Annotated in this window: 13 protein-coding genes; all 13 read left to right on the forward strand. The window is 53.8% G+C overall.

Features of this window, described 5'->3' with window-relative positions:
- Position 1 precedes the first annotated feature (1 nt).
- Positions 2-877 carry an ABC transporter ATP-binding protein gene (locus tag MRBLPE1_RS17475; RefSeq protein WP_364147678.1) on the forward strand — a complete coding sequence of 292 codons (876 nt, stop codon included), beginning with the start codon at positions 2-4 and terminating at the stop codon, positions 875-877.
- 66 nt (positions 878-943) lie between these two features.
- On the forward strand, positions 944-1648 hold the full coding sequence (locus MRBLPE1_RS17480; RefSeq protein WP_364147681.1) for a hypothetical protein: 705 nt from the start codon (positions 944-946) through the stop codon (positions 1646-1648).
- Between the two features lie 259 nt (positions 1649-1907).
- Positions 1908-3287, forward strand: a complete 1380-nt coding sequence (locus tag MRBLPE1_RS17485; RefSeq protein WP_364147683.1) for an ABC transporter substrate-binding protein — start codon at positions 1908-1910, stop codon at positions 3285-3287.
- A 68-nt stretch (positions 3288-3355) separates the two neighbouring features.
- Positions 3356-4720 (forward strand): ABC transporter substrate-binding protein, encoded by a 1365-nt coding sequence (locus MRBLPE1_RS17490; protein ID WP_364147685.1) that lies wholly within the window; start codon positions 3356-3358, stop codon positions 4718-4720.
- Between the two features lie 321 nt (positions 4721-5041).
- Entirely contained in the window at positions 5042-6484 is a 1443-nt protein-coding gene (locus MRBLPE1_RS17495) for a DUF5060 domain-containing protein (protein WP_364149716.1), read from the forward strand.
- The gene (locus tag MRBLPE1_RS17500) at positions 6481-7944 is read left to right on the forward strand and encodes a DUF5060 domain-containing protein (RefSeq protein WP_364147688.1); all 1464 of its coding nucleotides are present in this window, start codon (positions 6481-6483) and stop codon (positions 7942-7944) included. The genes MRBLPE1_RS17495 and MRBLPE1_RS17500 overlap by 4 nt, the downstream gene beginning before the upstream one ends.
- Positions 7945-7951: 7 nt before the next feature.
- Positions 7952-10312, forward strand: a complete 2361-nt coding sequence (locus MRBLPE1_RS17505) for a glycoside hydrolase family 95 protein (RefSeq protein ID WP_364147690.1) — start codon at positions 7952-7954, stop codon at positions 10310-10312.
- Between the two features lie 34 nt (positions 10313-10346).
- Positions 10347-13463 (forward strand): glycoside hydrolase family 2 protein, encoded by a 3117-nt coding sequence (locus MRBLPE1_RS17510; RefSeq protein ID WP_364147692.1) that lies wholly within the window; start codon positions 10347-10349, stop codon positions 13461-13463.
- Entirely contained in the window at positions 13456-15450 is a 1995-nt protein-coding gene (locus MRBLPE1_RS17515) for an alpha/beta hydrolase family protein (protein ID WP_364147694.1), read from the forward strand. The genes MRBLPE1_RS17510 and MRBLPE1_RS17515 overlap by 8 nt, the downstream gene beginning before the upstream one ends.
- A 35-nt stretch (positions 15451-15485) precedes the next feature.
- Positions 15486-16415 (forward strand): 4-hydroxy-tetrahydrodipicolinate synthase, encoded by a 930-nt coding sequence (dapA, locus tag MRBLPE1_RS17520; protein ID WP_364147696.1) that lies wholly within the window; start codon positions 15486-15488, stop codon positions 16413-16415.
- Between the two features lie 2 nt (positions 16416-16417).
- The gene (locus tag MRBLPE1_RS17525) at positions 16418-17764 is read left to right on the forward strand and encodes an alpha-L-fucosidase (protein ID WP_364147698.1); all 1347 of its coding nucleotides are present in this window, start codon (positions 16418-16420) and stop codon (positions 17762-17764) included.
- A gap of 24 nt (positions 17765-17788) precedes the next feature.
- Positions 17789-18718 carry a pectinesterase family protein gene (locus tag MRBLPE1_RS17530; RefSeq protein WP_414698896.1) on the forward strand — a complete coding sequence of 310 codons (930 nt, stop codon included), beginning with the start codon at positions 17789-17791 and terminating at the stop codon, positions 18716-18718.
- Positions 18719-18759: 41 nt separating this feature from the next.
- Positions 18760-20277 carry a hypothetical protein gene (locus tag MRBLPE1_RS17535; RefSeq protein WP_364147703.1) on the forward strand — a complete coding sequence of 506 codons (1518 nt, stop codon included), beginning with the start codon at positions 18760-18762 and terminating at the stop codon, positions 20275-20277.
- Positions 20278-20488: the final 211 nt, after the last annotated feature.

Here is a 20488-nt window from a genome sequence, read left to right on the forward strand (position 1 = left end):
GATGATCCGGTGTGAAAATCTTGTGAAAATATATAAACAAGCCGACCTGGAAGTGGTTGCCCTGCAGGGACTTGACTTGCAGGTGGAAGCCGGCGAATTAATGGCGATCATCGGAAACAGCGGCAGCGGGAAATCGACGCTGATGAACGTACTCGGAGGACTTGACCGCCCAACGGCCGGTTCAGTCACCGTAGACGGCAAGGATCTGCTGCAAATAACGGATAAGGAGCTGGTTCAGTATAAGCGGGAGAGCGTCGGCTTCGTCTGGCAGAATAATGCCCGGAATCTCATTCCGTATTTGACGGCGCAGGAAAACGTGGAGCTGCCCATTTTACTTAAGGGGCGGAGAAAGCGCGAACGTGCGCAGGAGCTGCTTGAGGCGGTCGGGTTAAGCCATCGGAGCCAGAACCGGCTCAGCCAGCTTTCCGGCGGCGAACAGCAGCGTGTCGCCATCGCCATCGCTCTGGCAAACCATCCGAAGCTGCTGCTTGCGGATGAGCCGACGGGATCGGTCGATTCGAGCATGGCCAACCAGATTCTTGATTTGTTTCGGCATTTATCCCAAACGCTCGGTCTGACGGTCGTTATCGTCACCCACGACCCGCAGCTTGCCCAAAAAGTGGACCGGGTAGTCGCGATTCGTGACGGCAAAACGTCATCGGAAATGGTCAGGCGAAAGTCTTATGCGCAAGAACTGGATGAACTTGGAAGCGCCGGTACTGTGGAAGACTCGCATATCGAATACGCCGTACTGGACAGGGCAGGGCGGCTGCAAATCCCCGGATCCTATTTGGAAGCGATCGGGATGAGCAGCAAGAATAAGATTCGTGTCACGCTGGAAGAAGGGAAAATCGTCTTGTCGCCTCCCGTGCCTTAATGGCGGACGGGGGCAGCTTTCACCAACCAAACAGTTACCTATTCTATAACTGGGGGAATCGTAACCATGAAACATCGTTTTATTATTCTGATCGCGGCTTTGGTGGCGGCGACTGCCGCATTATCGTCGTGTTCTTCTTCTACAACCGCGAAAGAAACGCCGGAAGAGAAAACGGTTATTTATGTCGGCAATGACACAATTGGCGATACGCTGACAAAAGACCACTTGAAAAAACTCGGATTTGAAGTGACCGAAATGACGGACCGGGAAATAACGGATACAAAAGCAAAAAACTATTCGCTGGTTTATATTAACTCCACCATCAGCAGTGCGGGCAATATCGGCACAAAGCTGTACAATACGGCCGTGCCCGTCATTTATGCTTCTTCTAAAGTGACAAGCTACAATGATATGACGGGGACCAATGAGAACGCCGATTACGGCAGAGTTCTCGGGACGGCCTTGAGCATAAAAGACAGCGAGCATCCTATCTCATCAGGTCTTAGCGGCAGTGTCGAGGTATACAAATCGAACGGAGGCTTAGAATTTATCGTTCCTACCGGAGATGCCGCCGTCATTGCAACCGCAGCGGATGACGATAAAAAAGCACTTATAGCCGTTTACGATAAGGGCGTCAAGAACGGGATCGGCAATGTAATGCCTGCCCGGCGCGTGTTTATGTATTTGGCACCTGAGGATCTTATTTATACGACTGACGACGGCTGGAAGCTCTTTGATTCTACCGTCCAATGGGCGATCGGCGAGAAGTAAGCAAAAATGTATGCAGGTATCAGCCTATAAAGGTGGATTAAAAGACCCATATATGTGCCCGGCCGCTATGATAATTTTAAGTTAAGCAGCTACGCATTGCCCATAAGATAGATTCCGATGAGAGGGGATACGTCGAAACGGTAAAACGAAAAACTTACGTTTGATGCATTGAAAGCGCTTCTATTGTTTTGGCAAGCGATTGCGGTGATGCCGAAGGATGCATTGTAAGACTATTAAAACAGGAGGTCTTCCATTACGTATGAAAAAATTACTCATTTCAGCCCTTATAGCAATTTTTTCCATTACAGGCCTGGCAGGCTGCACAAGCAACGACACGAATGCTCCTGCACAAACCAGCAACGCTGATAGCACGAATACAACGAACAATGAACCCTCGGGTTCGAATACGGAAGGTTCCGATTCGGATGACAATACGCTGTTTTTCTACACCGCGCAAAACCCCGTTTACGAAGACGAAGCGAATTTCGAGCGGTTAATTGGGCAGTACATCAAGAAAAAGTTTCCGGATATCACGCTCAAGCACGTGCACTGGAATGACGGTACGCGTTATGAGGATTTGATCGCCAAGGGGACCATCCCGGATATCGTATTCGAGCAGGTTCGCCGGAACACCTCCAGAATGGTCAAGAAGTTCAAAATGGAATACGATATGAGCGATCTGATCAAGCAATTTAATCTCGATACGAGCAGATTAGATCCGGCAAGCATGGAAGTCGTGAAGACGGCTTCGGACGGCAAAATTTATTCGCTTCCGTTCGAAATGAGCGATTTCGTGCTTGCTTATAACAAAGATATTTTCGATAAGTACGGTCTTGATTATCCGACGGACGGCATGACGTACGACGAGGTTTACGAATTGGCCAAGAAGCTGACGCGTCAGGACGGAGATATTACTTATAAAGGCTATCAGCAGCATCCGAGTCACTACATGATGTACAACCAGGTATCCGAGCCTTCGCTCGATCCTAACGAAGACAAAGGCGCCATGGATTCGGATAATTGGCTGAAAATCGTAAACAATATCCGGCGTTTTTATGAAATTCCCGGCAATCAGTTCACCACGACGAGCGATTTCCCGAAAGGCCAAATGGGGATGTCCGTGGATGTCGTGGAAAATGTGCTCAAATGGGCAACCGAATTTCCGGATTTGAATTTCGGCCTTGCGTCCGTACCCGTATTCCCGGAAGCATCGGGTTCGAAATATCAGCCTAATCTGAACGGCCTGTTCATTACACAGCAATCCAAGAATAAAGAGCTGGCGTTCCAGGTCATTCAATATTTGCTTTCCGACGAAGTGCAGGCGGAACGGCAAAAAGAAGCCATTATCGGACCATTGAATGTCCCTGCGGTCCAGCAGGCCTTCGCTCAGAACGTTCCGCAAATGAAGGACAAGAACATTCAAGCTTTATTCGCTCTGAAAAGCGCAATGCCGGCACCGCGCAAACCAGGCCTGACATTCATTAATCCGCCGGTTCAGCAGGTGTTCCAGCCGAATATTTTTGAGCAGTCCAAAGACAGCGCGACGGCGCTGCGGGTTGTCAACGAGATGATCAACAAGCAGCTTGCAGAAACAAAAGCGGCTATAGATGCCGGCGGCGACGGTACCGCATATCAATGACGAGTTTTGTAGGAAGGCCTCTCCAAATCGGAGAGGCCTTTACACCTAATAATGGAGGATTAATAAAAATGAAGAATATCGCGGCTTGCGCATTGTTAACGATCCTGGCATTCTTGCTGCTTACCGGCTGTACGGACAATAATAGCAGCGAAAGCGTGAATAAGGGGGGAAACCAAGCGGCAAACGAGAGCGGAACCGGGAATGCCGACTCCGCTTCGGATGATAATGTATTGTTTTTTTATACTGCCCAGAACAAGACGTATGAGGACGAAGCGAATTTCGACAGGCTGATCGGGCAGTACATCAAGAAGAAGTTTCCGGAGATTACGCTAAAGCACGTGCATTGGAATGACGGTACACGTTATGAGGATTTGATTGCCAAAGGAACGATTCCGGATATCGTATTCGAGGAGACGTACCGCAATGCCCACCGGATGATCGAGAAGTTCGAGCTGGAGTACGATATGTCGGATTTGATCAAAAAATTCAATTTCGATACAAGCGTGCTGGATCAAGGCAGTCTTGAGCGGATCAAAACGGCTTCGGGCGGCAAAATATACGCGCTTCCATTCGAGCAGAGCGATTTTGTCCTGGTCTATAATAAGGATATTTTCGATAAATACGGTTTGGATTATCCGAAGGACGGAATGACATACGACGAAGCTTACGAACTGACCAAAAAGCTGACCCGTCAGGATGGGGATATCACCTATAAAGGTTACCAGCAGCACCCGAGCCATTATATGTATTACAATCAGCTTTCCGAGTCCGTGCTGAATCCGAATGAAGACAAAGGGGATCTGGATACCGATTCCTGGCTGAAAATCGTAAACAATATCCGTCGTTTCTATGAAATTCCCGGCAATCAGTTCACGACGACCAGCGATTTTCCGAAAGGGCAGATGGGGATGTCCGTGGATGTCATCGAAAATGTCCTGAAATGGTCGCAGGATTATCCGGACTTGAATTTCGATATTTCCTCGGTTCCTGTATTTCCGGAAGCGTCGAATAACAAATATCAGGCCAATGTGAACGGATTGTTCATAACGAAACAATCAAAGCATAAAGATCTTGCTTTCCAGGTTATCCAATACCTGCTTTCGGATGAAGTTCAGGAGGCCAGGGCGAAAGAGGGGATAATCAGTCCGCTGAACGATTCGAAGGTGCAGCAGGCATTCGCTCAGAACGTCCCGCAGCTGTCAGACAAGCATACAGAGGGCATCTTCGCTTTGAAAAGCGCAATGCCGGCGCCGCGCAAGCCGGGTCTTACGTTCATCAACCCGCCGGTGCAGCAGGTATTCCAGCCGAATATTTTCGAGCAGTCCAAAGACAGCGCAACGGCGCTTCGGGTCGTCAACGAAATGATCAACAAGCAGCTTGCGGAAACGAAAGCGGCTATCGAAGCCGGCGGCGACGGTACCCAATACCAATAATCCAAAAGCACTGGTTGATTGATATCACCTATGTTGGTCATCCATCCGTATCGTATTTACGTAATCCCGCACAATGGGGCGCCTCCGGCGCCCCATTTCTCTATCGGAAATGACGCTGGCAGCAGGTCCAGCGAAAGCACGAATCACCTATAGAATAAGTGCCCATCACCTATAATCGGCGAATTCGGAAGCAGTATAATGAAACCATCGGATCACACAACAGAATTGACAATAGCGCGCAAGATCTGCTTCTTATCGACATAAACGCGCGTTTACAACCGGAAAGGAGTGCTCATTGATTTGGTTGAATTTCTGAAAAATATGACAAATGTGGAAAAATGGGGGGTTTTTGAGCTCAGCCTAAACGGGCCGTCCGAAGGAAATCCGTATCAAGAGGTTCATCTAACCGCCCGCTTTCAGTATAAAAACCGAATTGTCGAGCAGGAAGGCTTCTATGACGGAAACGGCGTTTTCCGCATCCGGTTCATGCCTGACGAAATCGGCGTCTGGCGCTATATGACGTCCTGCAGCAGTCCCGAGCTGGACGGACGTCACGGCGAGTTTATCTGTACGCAGCCGTCACTTGGCAATCACGGACCGGTAAGGGTGAAGGACGGCTATCATTTCGCCTATGAAGACGGCACGGCGTATATGCCTTTTGGCACCACCTGTTACCATTGGACCCATCACGGCGATGAGCGGAATGAAGAACTGACCCTGCAAACGCTGGGATCCTCTCCTTTTAATAAGGTTCGGATGTGCCTTCTTCCTACCCGCGGCATGAGGCCGCCTCAGCTGGTCTTTGCCGGAACGAGTCCGGAGGATACAGACCGGACACGATTTAATCCGGCGTTCTTCGCCCATTTGGAGAAGCGCATCGCGGATTTGCTCAGGCTAGGCATCGAAGCGGACCTGATTCTGTTCCACCCCTACGATAAAGGCGAATGGGGCTTCGACAGCATGGACCGGGAGACCGATCAGTATTACTTACGTTACGTCATCGCCCGCTTGGCATCGTTCCGCAACGTTTGGTGGTCCTTATCCAACGAGTATGATTTCAATAAATTCAAGACGGTGGAGGATTGGGACCGGCTGATTCAATTCGTTCAGCGCCGCGATCCTTACCAGCATCTTCGTTCGATCCACAACGGAACCAAAATGTATGAATCGTCACCGCTTTATGATTTCTCAAAGCCATGGATTACCCATCAAAGCATTCAGCATTGGGATCCCGAGATGACGACGGAGTGGAGAATGGCGAACCGCAAGCCAATCGTAATCGATGAAATCTCTTATGAAGGCAACAGCTCCCGAAGATGGGGCAACATTTCCGGCGAGGAAATGACGCACCGCTTCTGGGAAACGATGGCAAGGGGCGGTTACGTCACCCACGGCGAGGCGTTTACTTATCAGGATAAACGGGCCTGGATTTCTTCCGGGGGAACGCTGCAAGGCGAAAGCGCTGAGAGAATGGCTTTCTTGCGCCGGATCATGGAGGAAGGTCCCGCCGATTGGCTGCAAGCCGCCCAGGACGGCGACTATTATCTGAACTATCTCGGCCGTCATCAGCACGCCTATTACGAGCTGGCTCTCCCTATGGGGACGGTGTATTCTATCGAGATCATCGATGCCTGGAATATGACGGTCACTCCGCTTGAAGGAACCTTCAGCGGTCCAAGCAGGATAGAGCTTCCGGGCAAGCCATATACAGCGCTGCGCATACGCAAAGCGGCACAGCGGGCAGGGGGAGGCGAGAGCGAATGAAGACGATGAAAGAAGTGGAACGCTGGGGGTTATACGAGCTGAGCCTGAAAGGTCCGGCAGAAGGCAATCCATTTGTCGATATAAGGTTCGGCGCCCAGTTCAGACAAGGTGCGCAAGTTTATGAAGCCGAAGGCTTCTATGACGGCGGCGGAACGTATAGGGTCCGTTTCATGCCGGAGACGGAAGGGACATGGACCTTTTCGACTTCAAGCAACTGCAGGTCGTTGGACAAAATTACCGGGGAATTCAAGGCTATTCCGGCAGCGAAAGGAAACTACGGTCCGGTTCGGGTCAAGAACGAGGTGAAATTCAGCTATGCGGACGGTACCCGCTACGCTCCAGTCGGCACAACGTGTTACGTCTGGCATTTGCAAAGCGGTGAGCTGCAGGAGAAAACGCTTCGTTCGCTGAAGGCGTCCCCTTTCAATAAGGTTCGAATGTGCGTGTTTCCAAAATCGTATTTATTTAATGATACCGAACCCGCTTGCTATCCGTTCGAAAGGTCGCCTCAGGAGGGCTTCGACCTGTCGCGTATGAATCCGTCCTATTTCGCCCATTTGGAGCGAAGGATAAGGGATCTGTCGGAACTTGGGATCGAGGCGGATCTGATTTTGTTCCATCCATACGATGAAGGGCGATGGGGCTTTGACCGGATGTCAGCCGAACAGGATGAACGGTACCTGCGTTACGTCATGGCCAGGCTGTCCGCATTCCGTAACATATGGTGGTCATTAGCGAGCGAGTACGATCTGATGGCGGAGAAGACGGAAGAGGATTGGGACCGTTACTTCCGGATCGTCCAGGATTACGATTATGGAAGACATTTACGATCCATTCATAATTACAGGGACTGTTATGATTACGGAAAGCCGTGGGTAACCCATATCAGCATTCAAACCAGCGATGTGAAAGCGGTTTCCTCATTCACAAGGAATTACGTTAAGCCGGTCGTTGTCGACGAATGCGGCTATGAGGGAAACATCCATGAACGGTGGGGCAGCCTGACGCCGGAGGAAATGGTATGCCGGATTTGGGAAGGGACGTTTCGCGGGGGTTATGTGACGCATGGGGAGACCTATGCGCGTCCGGACTCTGTTTTATGGTGGTCTCATGGCGGAACGCTGCATGGGGAGAGCGTCCCGCGGATCGCATTTATGAAACGGCTGCTGGAGGAATCACCAGAGGGGATTAAATACTGTACTGCCCGCCATGATGCTTCGACGCTGGAAATTCCCGGTGAACATTATTTTCAATATTTCGGTCCGCACCGTTTCGCTTACCGCGAGTTTACCCTGCCGGAAGGGAAATACAAGGCGGAGCTGATCGATACATGGAACATGACGGTTACGCCATTCGGCGAACGGTTCGAAGGATCGTTCCGCATCGATTTGCCTGCTAAACTCTACTATGCTTTAAGAATTCAAAGGGTTACGGCTGAAAACGCAGGAACGGGAGAGTGAAACGGCCTTGGACAAAACAAGAGAAGCCGCTAATAATTCGACAAATATGATCTGGTACGACAAACCGGCCAAGGTTTGGGAGGAAGCGCTTCCAATCGGAAACGGCCGCCTTGGGGCAATGATATTCGGGAAGGTGTACGCAGAACGGGTGCAGCTGAACGAGGACTCGGTGTGGTACGGCGGCGTGAAGAACGGCGACAACCCTGAGGCGAAGCGGTATTTGCCGGAAATACGCCGGCTGCTAATGGAAGGCCGGCAGCAGGAAGCGGAAGAGCTGACGCAGATGACGATGATGTCAATCCCGAAATCTCTCAATCCTTATCAGCCGCTTGGAGATTTGAATATTTACCATAACGGGGAGAAAGGCATGATCGCGGATTATTACCGTGATCTCGATATCGAGCACGGAATTGCCCGCGTCAAATACCGTCTGAACGGCATTCGATACGAGAGGGAAATGCTCAGCAGCTCGGTTGATCAAGTCATTGCCATTCGGATCACGAGCGAAGTGCCCGGGGAACTGAACCTTAGGCTTCAATTAAGCAGACGGCCTTTTGATACCGGAACCGAGGCGCTTTCCGGCGATACCTTGCTGATGAAGGGGGAGTGCGGGAAGGAAGGCGTAACGTTTTGTACGGCGCTCAAAGCGGTGTCCGAAAGAGGCTCGGTCCAAACGATCGGCGATTTCCTGCTTGTTCGTCACGCGGATGAAGTTACCCTGTACCTTTCCGCAGCGACGACGTTCCGCCATGAGAATCCGCAGGCGGATTGCATCCGGCAGACGGAGGAGGCGGCCCGCAAAGGGTTCCGGAAGGTTAGGGAGGATCATGTTTGCGAGCATACGTCCAAGTTCCGCCGCGTCCGGGTTCAGCTCGGCACGGAACAGGAAGCCGCCCGTGCGCAGTCCGTTCCGACGAACGTAAGGCTGGAGCGGTTCAAAGAAGGAAAAGCGGATCCTTCGCTCGCGGCCCTGTATTTCCAGTTCGGCCGTTATCTCTTGATGTCAAGCTCAAGGCCCGGCTGCAATCCCGCGAATTTGCAGGGGATTTGGAATGAAAGCTATACGCCCTCCTGGGAGTCTAAATATACGTTAAACGTGAATACGGAGATGAATTATTGGCCAGCCGAGGTGTGTAACCTGGCTGAATGCCACGAGCCCTTATTTGATTTGATTGACCGAATGCGGATTAACGGAAGAATAACGGCCTCGAAGGTGTATGGCTGCAGAGGCTTCGTTGCCCATCACAATACGGATATGTGGGGCTCGACCCAAATCGAGGGGAACTTCATCCCGGGATCGGTCTGGCCGATGGGAGGGGCGTGGTTATCGCTGCATTTGTGGGAGCATTACCGCTTCGGGATGGATGATGCTTTTTTACGAGAACGGGCTTTTCCGGTCATGCGCGAGGCAGCGGCTTTTTTTCTGGACTATATGTCAGAGGATGAGCACGGCCGATTGCTGACCGGCCCAACGACGTCGCCCGAAAACCGGTTTATCCGTTCCAACGGCGCGATCGGGTCCCTCTGTATGGGTTCTTCCATGGATACTCAAATCATCTACACGCTGCTGAGCGCATGTTTGGAGGCGGCGAAGCAGGTCCCGACGGATGAGGCGCTGTGCCGTCAATGGGAGGATGCTCGCGGCCGGCTGCCGAAGCCGCAGATCGGGAAACGGGGACATCTGCAGGAATGGTTGGAGGATTGGGACGAAGCGAAGGCTGGTCACCGTCACATCTCCCATTTGTTCGGTTTATATCCGGGCGAAATGATCCATATCCGGGAAACGCCGGAGTTGGCTGAGGCGGCTCGCCGCTCACTGGAGCGCCGAATCGAAAACGGCGCCGCGCATACCGGCTGGAGCCTAGCATGGGTCATCAATTTCTGGGCGCGGCTTGAAGAACCGGAAAAGGCATACGAGAGCATGAAGCTGCTTCTTTCTGATTCGACGCTTCCGAATTTATTCGATAATCATCCCCCGTTTCAAATTGACGGGAATTTCGGCGGGACGGCAGGCATTGCAGAAATGCTGCTGCAGTCGCACCGCGGAATTTTGAATGTACTCCCGGCGCTGCCAAATGCCTGGAAGCAAGGCAGCGTTCAAGGTCTTCGGGCGCGCGGGGGATATACCGTTGATCTCGAATGGGCGGAAGGCGAGCTGACCGGCTGCCGCATTCATGCGTCAAGAAGCGGGATATGCCGGATCGTTTGTGCGCGTCCCCACAAACCGGTTCATATTGCTGCGGACGGACTGGCGGTCGTAAGCCGAACGGACGGACCAGTTACGGAATTCGAAGCTGTAGCGGGAAATACCTATTTCCTTGAGCCGGAACGTATCGGCAGCGCCGTTCAAACCCTTTTGGGCAGCTGAAAATAAGAAACAACAGAAAAAGGAGGACGAGAAGTTGGACCGGCATAACCAACACGACCCGTTCGCCGAAATCGCTTTCCGCGAACATCCGGCTTACGATCATTCCATTCACGAAATTCCGCCGATAGCGTATGAGACCGTTTATTTTACAGCGGGGAAGGAAATGGCGGATAAGCCAAAGGAAGCAACCTATGAAGAAAGCTTGTCCCGATTTCACGAGCAGCTGCAGGAGCTTCGCAGTCGTTACGCCCCTTTTCTGCGAAACCTGGCGCCGGATTCCGGCAATATTCGCAGCAAACAACATTTGACCGATTTCATGTTCCGTTACCGGACGGAGGAAGACAACCGGTTTCAGCACGTGCTGGAAGGAAGCGGTGAGTGGGAAAAGGTATCGATTCCGGATTTCCGGGGACCGACCGATGAAGAGGGCAGATGGACCGGTTATTACCGGACCGAATTCGAATATTGCCGGAATGATTCCGGGAACCGGATCTTTATCCAATTTAAAGCCGTCGATTATAAAGCCTCCGTTTACTTGAACGGCAAATGCCTGGGCGGACATGAAGGCTTCTTCTCGCCCTTCGATTTCGATGTGACGGAGCTGCTGCAGGCGGAAAATACACTTATCGTCGAGGTGCAGAACGACTATCCGATGATGGGTGTGGGAGGCTCCCTGCTCGATGGAGACAAAATTTATGCGGCAACCGGTCCGGGCTGGGACGATTCGGAAAGCGGCTGGCACCACTGCCCTCCCGGCGCGGGTATTTACGGCGCCGTCTATTTGGAAGAGCGGCCGCCGCTCTACATTCACGATCTATTCGTCAGGCCCGATATCGACGGGGAGAGTGTGGAGATATGGATTGATGCGGTGAATACGACGGATACGCTGATCGAGCACGCGGAGCTTCAGATCGACATCATGCCGAAAAATTTCGCTGGTGACGCATATGGCCCCTTCCGTTTCTCTACGGCGTACGCAGGACCGGGATTAAATTATTTCCGCTACCGGATCGAGCTTCCGTCCTACAAGCTGTGGGAGACGGAATCACCCTTCCTGTACGTGGCCAGTGTCCGGCTCGAATCAGTCGGCCAGTGTCCGGACGTCCGGGATCGCCATTTCGGCATGCGGAAGTTTCATCAGGATGAGCAAACGGTGCCGAAAGGAACGCTGTATTTGAACAACCGTCCGGTCATCTTGCGGGGCGCCAACGAGATGGGTCATTTGCAGCAGTGCGTCATGCAAAATAATACCGAGCAATTAATTGACGATATTCTAATCGCCAAAATGGCAAATATGAACTTTTACCGCATTACACAGCGGCCGGTTCAAGAAGAAATTTACGACTATTTCGACATGCTCGGGATGATGCATCAGTGCGATTTGCCGACGTTCGGATTTATCCGCCGCAACCAGTTTTGCGAAGCGGTCAGGCAGACAGCAGAGATGGAGAGGCTGATCCGCAGCCATCCGTCCTCCATTATGGTTTCGCTCATTAACGAGCCCTCGCGAACGGAGAAAAGAAGGAAAGGGCATCGCTTCCTGCACCGGGACGAGTTGGAAGCGTTCTTCGTCGCAGCCAGACAGGCGATTTATATCGAAAATCCGGACCGCGTCGTGAAGAACACAGACGGGGATTACAATCCGCCGACGCGCGAGGGGCTTCCTGATTTTCACTGCTATAACATGTGGTACACAGACAATATCATGACCGTCGGAAAAATGCACAAAGGCTTCCTGCCTCCGATTAAAGAGGAGTGGAAGGCGGGATGCGGCGAATACGGGACCGAAGGGCTGGATAATCTCGATGTCATGATGAAGCGTTACCCGCCGGAATGGCTTCCGGCAGGCCTGCATGAGCCGTGGTCGCCAGCCGAAATTGTCAAAGCGCAAACCTACACCCTGCACGGCGATTGGTTCACGGAGCAGCAAACGATCACAGAGTGGATCCGCGTCAGCCAACAGCATCAAAGCATGGCGACAAAATGGATGACCGATGCATGGAGAAGAAGAGCGGATTATATCGTTTCCACCGCAATCCATTTGCTGATCGACGCCTGGCCGGCCGGATGGATGAAGGCGCTCGTCGGCGTGGACCGGATACCCAAACCCGCCTATTTCGTTTATCAAGCCTGTCTGGAACCTGTGCGCGTTCATTTGCGGAGCGACAGATGGAAGGTATACGCAGGCGAACAGCTGGAGGTGGATGCCTGGCTGCTGAACGATTCGGCGCAAATGCTGGAAGGATGCCGCATAATAGCGACCCTGAGAGACGATATCCGCGATTACGGTCATTATGAATTGCCGACCAGCGGCGTTCCGCATACGTCATCGCAGTACGCGGGCACGATCAGGATCGACGTGCCGGAGCCGGCAGCAGGCAGAGGTAAGCTGCACATTGATGCATGTCTTCTGAATGAACAAGGGGAAACATTGAACAGGGAACGGTTCACATTCGAAGCGTTCGCTGCTGTCGCTTCACCAGAAGACGAGGCGGCAGCTTCAGTCACTTGTCTCGGAGAAGAGGCAGAGAGGCTTTGCACCTGTCTCCATTTGTCCGCAGAACCGTTTGACCCCGAACGCTGGGCAGCCCGCGGCGGACCGCTTGTCGTTTCCTCAAGCATGCTGTTCGAGGCCCATAAAACGCTCATATTGGAACGGGTGAAGGAAGGGGCTGCGGTTGTGCTGCTCCGGAGTAACGACGGTGAGCCCGATATTTGGGACATCGCGGGCTCGCCGGTCAGAACGGTCAAAATGAAAAGCAGATATGTTCTAGCGGTTCAATCCGGCAGGCCAGAGCTGGATGGGCTGCAGGAAGATGATTTCTCCTATTTCTATGATGCGGGCAAAGACCGTATAGAAGGGATAGCCGACTGTTATCTGGAAGGTGAAGGGCTTGAGGCGCAAGTTTTCAGCTATTATTACAGGCGCTCTGCCAAAGAGAAAGGAACGCTTCCCGTTGTCGCCGATAAACGTTTCGGAAACGGCGTTCTCCGCTTTGTCGGACTGCCTCTGGACGGACGGGCAGGCTATAATCCAACGCTGGACAAATTCTTGCACGCTTTGCTTAACCGTCCCGCCCGGCACCCGGACGGCGCCGCAGTTGCGGCTGCGGTCAAGGATGGCTGCGAGGAGTTGAATCGGTTTGTTTAGTAAATGGGAAAACCTGCCGATTTCCGGTTTTGATGTGAAGAGCATGCTGCCGCGATGGACGTACGAAAGAGCGATGAAAGCCTCTTTCGATGGGGAGAGGGAACGGGAATGTATTCAGGGGATCGCTGACTTGGAAAATCGTCAATGGGCTATCCGCGAAGGAATCGAGCGATGCATCGGCGGCATGCCCGAGAGGGATACGCCGCTTAACCCACGCATTACCGGAACCGTCCGCGGAAACGGCTTTCGAATCGATAAGGTAATCTTCGAATCGAGACCATCCGTTTATGTGACTGCAAATGTATATATTCCCGACGGAATGGGGGAGCCCCGGGGTGCGGTGCTGCTGCTCTGCGGCCACCGCGAGAAGGCGAAGCATTGCGATGAATACCAAACCGCCTGTCATTACCTCGTCCATTCGGGGCTTGTCGTGATGTCGGTCGATCCGACCGGGCAGGGGGAGCGGTTCAACCGATATGACCCGGAATCGAAGCAGGCTGGCATGACCAGCGTGAGAGATCATGAGAATGTTGGCCGCCAATGCCTTCCGCTTGGCGACAGCCTGGCGCGCTATATGCTTCATGATGCCGTACGGGCGATCGATTATTTATGCACCCGGCCGGAGGTCGATCCGGACCGGATCGGGGTAACCGGACATTCTGGGGGAGGCATGCAGACCTCGCTTGTGATGATGTACGACCGTCGCATTGCGGCGGCCGCCCCGGGCGGTTTCATTATGAATCGGCCCTATTTTCTGCTTACCGGCAAAACACAGGACGCCGAGCAGAAATGGCCCGGCTTCTCGGCGCTCGGCTTCGACCATGAAGATATCGTGCTCGCCATGGCTCCTAGGCCGGTTCTCGTGCTTGCCACGACGTATGATTCCGTTCCAATCGAGGGACCCCGGCATACGGTTGCCGTTAACCGCAGGTTCTGGAAATTGTTCGGACACGGAGAACGGATCGGGTTGGCCGAGGACGAGAACGCTCACCGTTTTACCATACCTTTGATCCGAGCGGCCGCCCGCTTTTTCTCCACCCATCTGCTGGGCTCCTCCGAAGTTCCGCCGGATGACCGGATTGAGCTGCTCCCGCCGCAGCAGCTGCTATGTACCCGCAGCGGTCAGGTTATCGGGGAGCTGGAGCTTGCGAAAACCGTCTACGATGAAAATGCGCAGCGGCTTTCTCAGTTCGAGGCAGCCAGACTGACCATGCCGGAAAGCCATCGCAGAAGCCGGTCTATCGACTGGCTGAGAGCCGCTGTACAGACTGGCCGACAACCGGCCGACCCGAATCCGCGGTATGCGGGCGGAGGGGAGGCGGACGGGATACAGGTTAGCCGTATCGTCTGGTGGAGTCAGCGAGGGATGCTTAACCATGCTCTGCTATTCACAGGCGGTCAGCAGGGTGACCGCAAACGGCCGGTAACGATCGCGATTTGGGACCGGGGTACAAACAGCCTCGAGCCGCATGCCTCATGGATAAGAGAGGTATGCGAGTCGGGCAGAACGGTGATGGTTCTCAATCCGACCGGTGTCGGGCCGCTGCTGCCGCATCTTGATGTGCCGGGCGACGATCCGTATAAGATGTTCGGGGTGCTCGACAAGCATACGGATGAGTTAATGTGGCTTGGGGACAGCATGGCCGCGGTGCGCGTCTACGATGTTCTTCGCGCGGCGGAAGTCGCAAGAGGAACGGCTTTCTTGGACGGAGAGAACATGGAGCTGCATGGTTTCGGGCGGTATGCCGTATACGCCGGATTGGCCGCATTGCTCGATCCTCAAATCAGGGGCGTCCGGATGGAACGTCCTTACCACAGCATGGCGGAGTGGATCCGGAATCCGGATTATGACCCGGAGGACTCGCTCAGCTTTATCGTACCCGGCATGCTGCGGTTGTTCGATCTTCCGGATATGGATCGGTGGCTTACTGAAGAGGGACGATTGATAAGCGGGCCGACGATTCCGGTCATGAATCCGCATAACTGACAACTTTAGGGAATGAAACGAAAGGAGAGTATTGCATGACACTGCTTCAAGGCGTTATCCCTGTACTCATGACCCCTTTTACGGATAAACAGGAAGTTAACGAGCGGGTGCTTCGCCATTTCATCCGCCGTTATTTGACCGCCGGCGTACACGGTCTCTTTTGCCTCGGAACAAACGGGGAGTTTTTCTCTCTCACGCAGGAGGAAAAAATTCGGATCATGGAAATCGCCGTTGAGGAGGCGAAGGGTAAAGTTCCGATTTATGCGGGCACGGGCGGCAACAGTACGAAAGAAGTCGTACAGTTGTCCGAGAAAATGGAGGAGCTCGGCGCGGATGCGCTGTCGATCATCACGCCGTACTTTCTTCCTCTTACCCAAAAAGAGCTGATCGGCCATTACCGAAGCATTGCGGCCTCGGTATCGCTTCCGATCGTGCTGTACAATTTTCCCGCTCGTACAGGTTTGAGAATTGAGTCCGAGACGGTCGCGGAGCTGGCGAAAATACCGAATATTGTCGCGATCAAGGACAGCAGCGGCAGCTTCGAATTAATTGAACAGTATATAGCAGCGGCAGGGCCGGATTTTGCCGTGTTAGCGGGCTCGGACGCCCTGCTTCTGAAGACGCTGCAGGCAGGCGGAAAAGGCGGCGTCAGCGGCTCCGCCAACGTGCTTCCGGAGCTGATGGTATCGATTTACACACATTGGCAGAGCGGTAATATCGAAGCGGCCGAGGCGGCGCAGTCCCTGCTTCAGCCACTGTCGCAGGTATACCGGATGGCGACGCTGCCTTCGGTATTCAAGGAAGCCATGAACCGTATGGGACTGGAAGCGGGTCCTTGCCGGTCGCCGATCGGCCCGCTGCCTGCGGAAGCCTCGGATGAGCTTGACCGCGTGCTTCGCTATTACCGGGAGCTTGGCTATATACCCGGGGAGCCAAACGATCAGTTCGCCGGAAGGAGGAGTTAACAATGAAGGAGTTGGGAGAAACCGCAACGATGACGGTGACGGGCAACGATTTGGAAGTTTTGCAGACGACGGGCGACAGCGCCTGGTTTACGCAAGACCGCTTTGGTTTGTTTATCCACTGGGGGCTTTATTCCATGGGGGCAAGGCATGAATGGATGCAGTCCCGTGAACGGTTGGGCCCGGAGAAATACAGCAAATATTTCAAAAGGTTCGAACCTGATTTGTACGACCCGAATATGTGGGCGGAGCTTGCCTCGGAAGCAGGCATGAAATATATGGTCACGACGACCAAGCATCACGAGGGCTTCTGTTTATGGGACAGCGCCCACACCGAATATAAAGCGACGAATACGCCGGCCGGACGGGATCTGCTCTCGCCGATGGTCGATGCGTTCCGCGAAAGGGACATGCGGATCGGATTATACCACTCGCTGATCGACTGGCATCATCCTCATTATACCGTCGATACGAAGCATCCGCTGCGTTTCGATTCGCAGTTTATCGAAGAGAGCAAGCGGCGGGATTTCGCGCAGTACCGGGCGTACCTGCATGCGCAAACGAAAGAACTGCTGACGAAGTTCGGCAGCATCGACCTGCTTTTTTACGATTTTTCGTTTCCCGAAGAGGGTGAACTGCCTGGTAAAGGCAAGGAGGATTGGGGAAGCGAGGAGCTCGTCCGCATGATCCGATCGCTGCAGCCGCAAATATTGCTCAACGACCGTCTTCAAACCGGCGGGGATATTACGACGCCCGAGCAATATATGCCGAGGGAATGGGTAAAGCTGAACGGTCAGCGGGTCGTATGGGAAACCTGCCATACGTTTAGCGGATCGTGGGGCTATTACCGCGATGAGGAATCGTGGAAAAGCGTGGATACGCTGGTCAAAATGCTGATTGACGCAGTCAGCAAAGGCGGCAATTTGCTGCTAAACATCGGACCGAACGCACGCGGGGAAATCGATGAGCGCGCGGTCGACCGGATGAAGGGCATCGGGAAATGGATGAGGCTCCACAGCCGTTCGATTTACGGCTGCACCGAGGCGCCCGGGTCTTTCGAATGTCCGCAGGACTGCCGTCTAACCTACAATCCTTCGACGAACCGGATGTACTTGCATGTATACAGCTGGCCGTACAAAAGTATTCACTTGAAGGGATTTGCCGGCAAGGTGGAATACGCCCAGCTGCTGGGTGACGCTTCGGAAATCAGGTTCAAGGAAGGCGTCGTGGAAAGCAGCATGATTAACGGGGCGTTCCGCGAAGGCAGAGATGAATCGACGCTCACACTGTCAATTCCGGTGAAGAAGCCGGATGTGACCGTTCCGGTCATTGAATTGTTCTTGAAGTCTTAAATCCTGAGACTGTAAAGGAAGGAGATGGACCAATTGGCAAGGATTATCGTGGATTTGCGCGGGGGAGGGGATTTCCGAACCGTGCAGGAGGCGGTAATGGCGGCTCCGGAGCATTCGGATGAACGGACCGTCATTGAAATCCGCAAGGGGATCTATGAAGAAAAAATCATCGTTCCGGAAAGCCGGAAAGGAATCAGCTTCATCGGCGAAAGCCGGGAGGGCACCGTGCTCGTTTCTTCCGATTATGCCAATATGCTCGGACCGGACGGTCAAAAGCTGGGCAACGACAATTCCGCGAGCACGTTTGTATACGCCGATGATTTCTACGCGGAACGGCTTACGTTTTCCAATCAAGCGGGGTTGTATAAAGGGCAAGCGGTCGCGCTTGCCGTCTCCGGCGACAGAGCCGTCTTCCGCGACGTGTGCATTCGCGGAAATCAGGACACGTTGTATACGCCGGGGCAAGGACGGCAGTATTACGAGAACTGCTTCATCGAAGGCACCGTGGATTTCATATTCGGTTCGGCGACGGCCGTGTTCGAGGGGTGCGAGCTGCACAGTATCCGAAGACATAACGGCTATGTAACGGCGGCTTCCACGACGGAGGAACAGCTTTATGGTTACGTGTTTCTCAACTGCAGATTGACAGGCGCCGCGCCCGAGCATACCGTTTCTCTTGGAAGGCCGTGGAAGCCTTATGCCAAGGTTGTGTTCATCGATTCGTGGATGGATAACCATATCCGGCCTGCGGGATGGGACAATTGGCGAGATCCGGAACGTGAGAGAACCGCCACGTTTGCAGAGTATGGCAGCAAAGGCCCCGGCGCGCGGCTGGCAGAGCGGGCTCCGTGGGCCAAACGGCTCGGAAAGCCGGAAGCCGGAGGCATAAAGGCTGCCGCGCTGCGGGGAAGCGACGGCTGGGATCCGGCGATGACTGTAACCGCAAACGTATAACGACTACGCGAGCAAACGCGGAGCGAAGGGGGAGTCAGCGGATGTCGATAGCAAGCGGGCGTACCGGAGAACTGATGAAGGCGGCGGTCAATCATACGGATTATGTACTGAAACGCGCGGTTGACCGTACCGGCAAGACGCCGTTGTTCGTCAATGCCCTGGATGCGGATGGCGGGGAGCCTGTGCGCCACGATTATGATCATGTCGACCAAACGGCGATGCTGTCCAGTCCGGCCAGCCAGCAAAACTGGCTTCGGACGCTTGCCGCCTTGACCGCTTTAACCGGGCAATCCGGGTACAGGGAAGCGGCCGAAGACGTCTGCCGGTATATGCTGAAGGAGCAGACAGACCGGAACGGTCTTATTTACTGGGGCGGCCATACCTCATACGATTTGGAAGAGCAGCGCTTGGCGTTCGCTTCCGATAAAGCCCATGTGCACGAGCTCAAATGCCATTACCCGGATTACGACCTGATGTGGAGCGCCGATCATACCGGCACGAAACGCTATATCGAAGCGGTATGGAACGCACATATCATGGACTGGACCAATCTGGACTTCAACCGTCACGGCTCGTACGATGCACCGCGCGGAGCGCTGTGGGCTAACGGCTACGAAGGAGGGGATGTTTTTTTCTGGGGCAGCGGCCTTACGTTCGTCAACGCGGGCAGTGACCTGTATTACGGCGCTTCGATGCTGGCGAAATTGACGGGTGAAGCCGCTCCGCTCGATTGGGCTATGCGGCTGGCGGAACGATATGTACTGACGCGCCGGAGCGGCGTCGGAATCAGCGGTTACCAATTCAGCCAATCGGCTTCAGCATGGTGCGATGGCCCGGCGGTCCGCGGCGATCGAGCGCAGTATCAGCTGGCTCCATTGATTCCGGAAGGCCGCCCGGTATACGAGAGCACACTGTTTAAACCGCGTCCCGCCGTTCAGCGGTGCCAGCTTGCAATCGGAGAAGCGCTGGGCGAAGGGGGAGGACAATTCCGACAGTGGGCTTGCGAGGAAATGGCCGCTTGGGGACGGACGGCTTACCGCAGCGCAGACAACAGCTTCGTCCCGATGCTTACAGACGGATGGAGCCTGGAAGGCGTGACGCTGGACAGGAAGGGATATTTCGGCCGGAAAGGAACGGTCTTCAAGGCAATTCCGGCTGCCGCAGATTTTTTTTGGATGTACGCTATGGGGTACCGACTGTCAAGAGATCCGTTTCTTTGGACAATGGCCATGAATATCGCGTCCGGCCTCGGCTTCGAAGATATCGGCGAACCGGACGGGGGGAGGCCTGAAGAGAGGATGCCGCGCTCCTGCCCGAAGACAGCCGATCACCGCATCATATTCGGTATGCTTGAGCTGCACAAAGCAACAGGCCGGGATGCCTTTATCGGTATTGCTATCCAGGCGGCGAATCAATTGCTGGCTTCCCGTTATCGCAAGGGAAGGTTTGAAACAGGGGGCAAAGTGCTGATCAATGATCCGGCGCCGCTCGCCCTTCTTCATCTGGTCTCCGCCGAAACGAATGCCGGCCCTTGCCTTCCCAGCGTGTTCCAAACCTAGATCCATCATGAAAAGCCGGCCGCATCCTGCAGCCGGCTTTTCGCTTTTGTGTGTCAGCAGTGCAGGATATCCCTATAGATACAGCGGATTCCGCCTAAAACCCGTTAAACTCCTCACGATATAATGAATATCAAGCGGGAGAAGCATGACGATCTCCTGCAAACATAGCGAGTCAGAGGGTGGAAACCGGCAAACACCAAAAAGCCGGGCA

Origin of the sequence: Paenibacillus sp. LPE1-1-1.1, from assembly GCF_040676435.1 — a bacterium.
Classification (GTDB): domain Bacteria; phylum Bacillota; class Bacilli; order Paenibacillales; family Paenibacillaceae; genus Pristimantibacillus.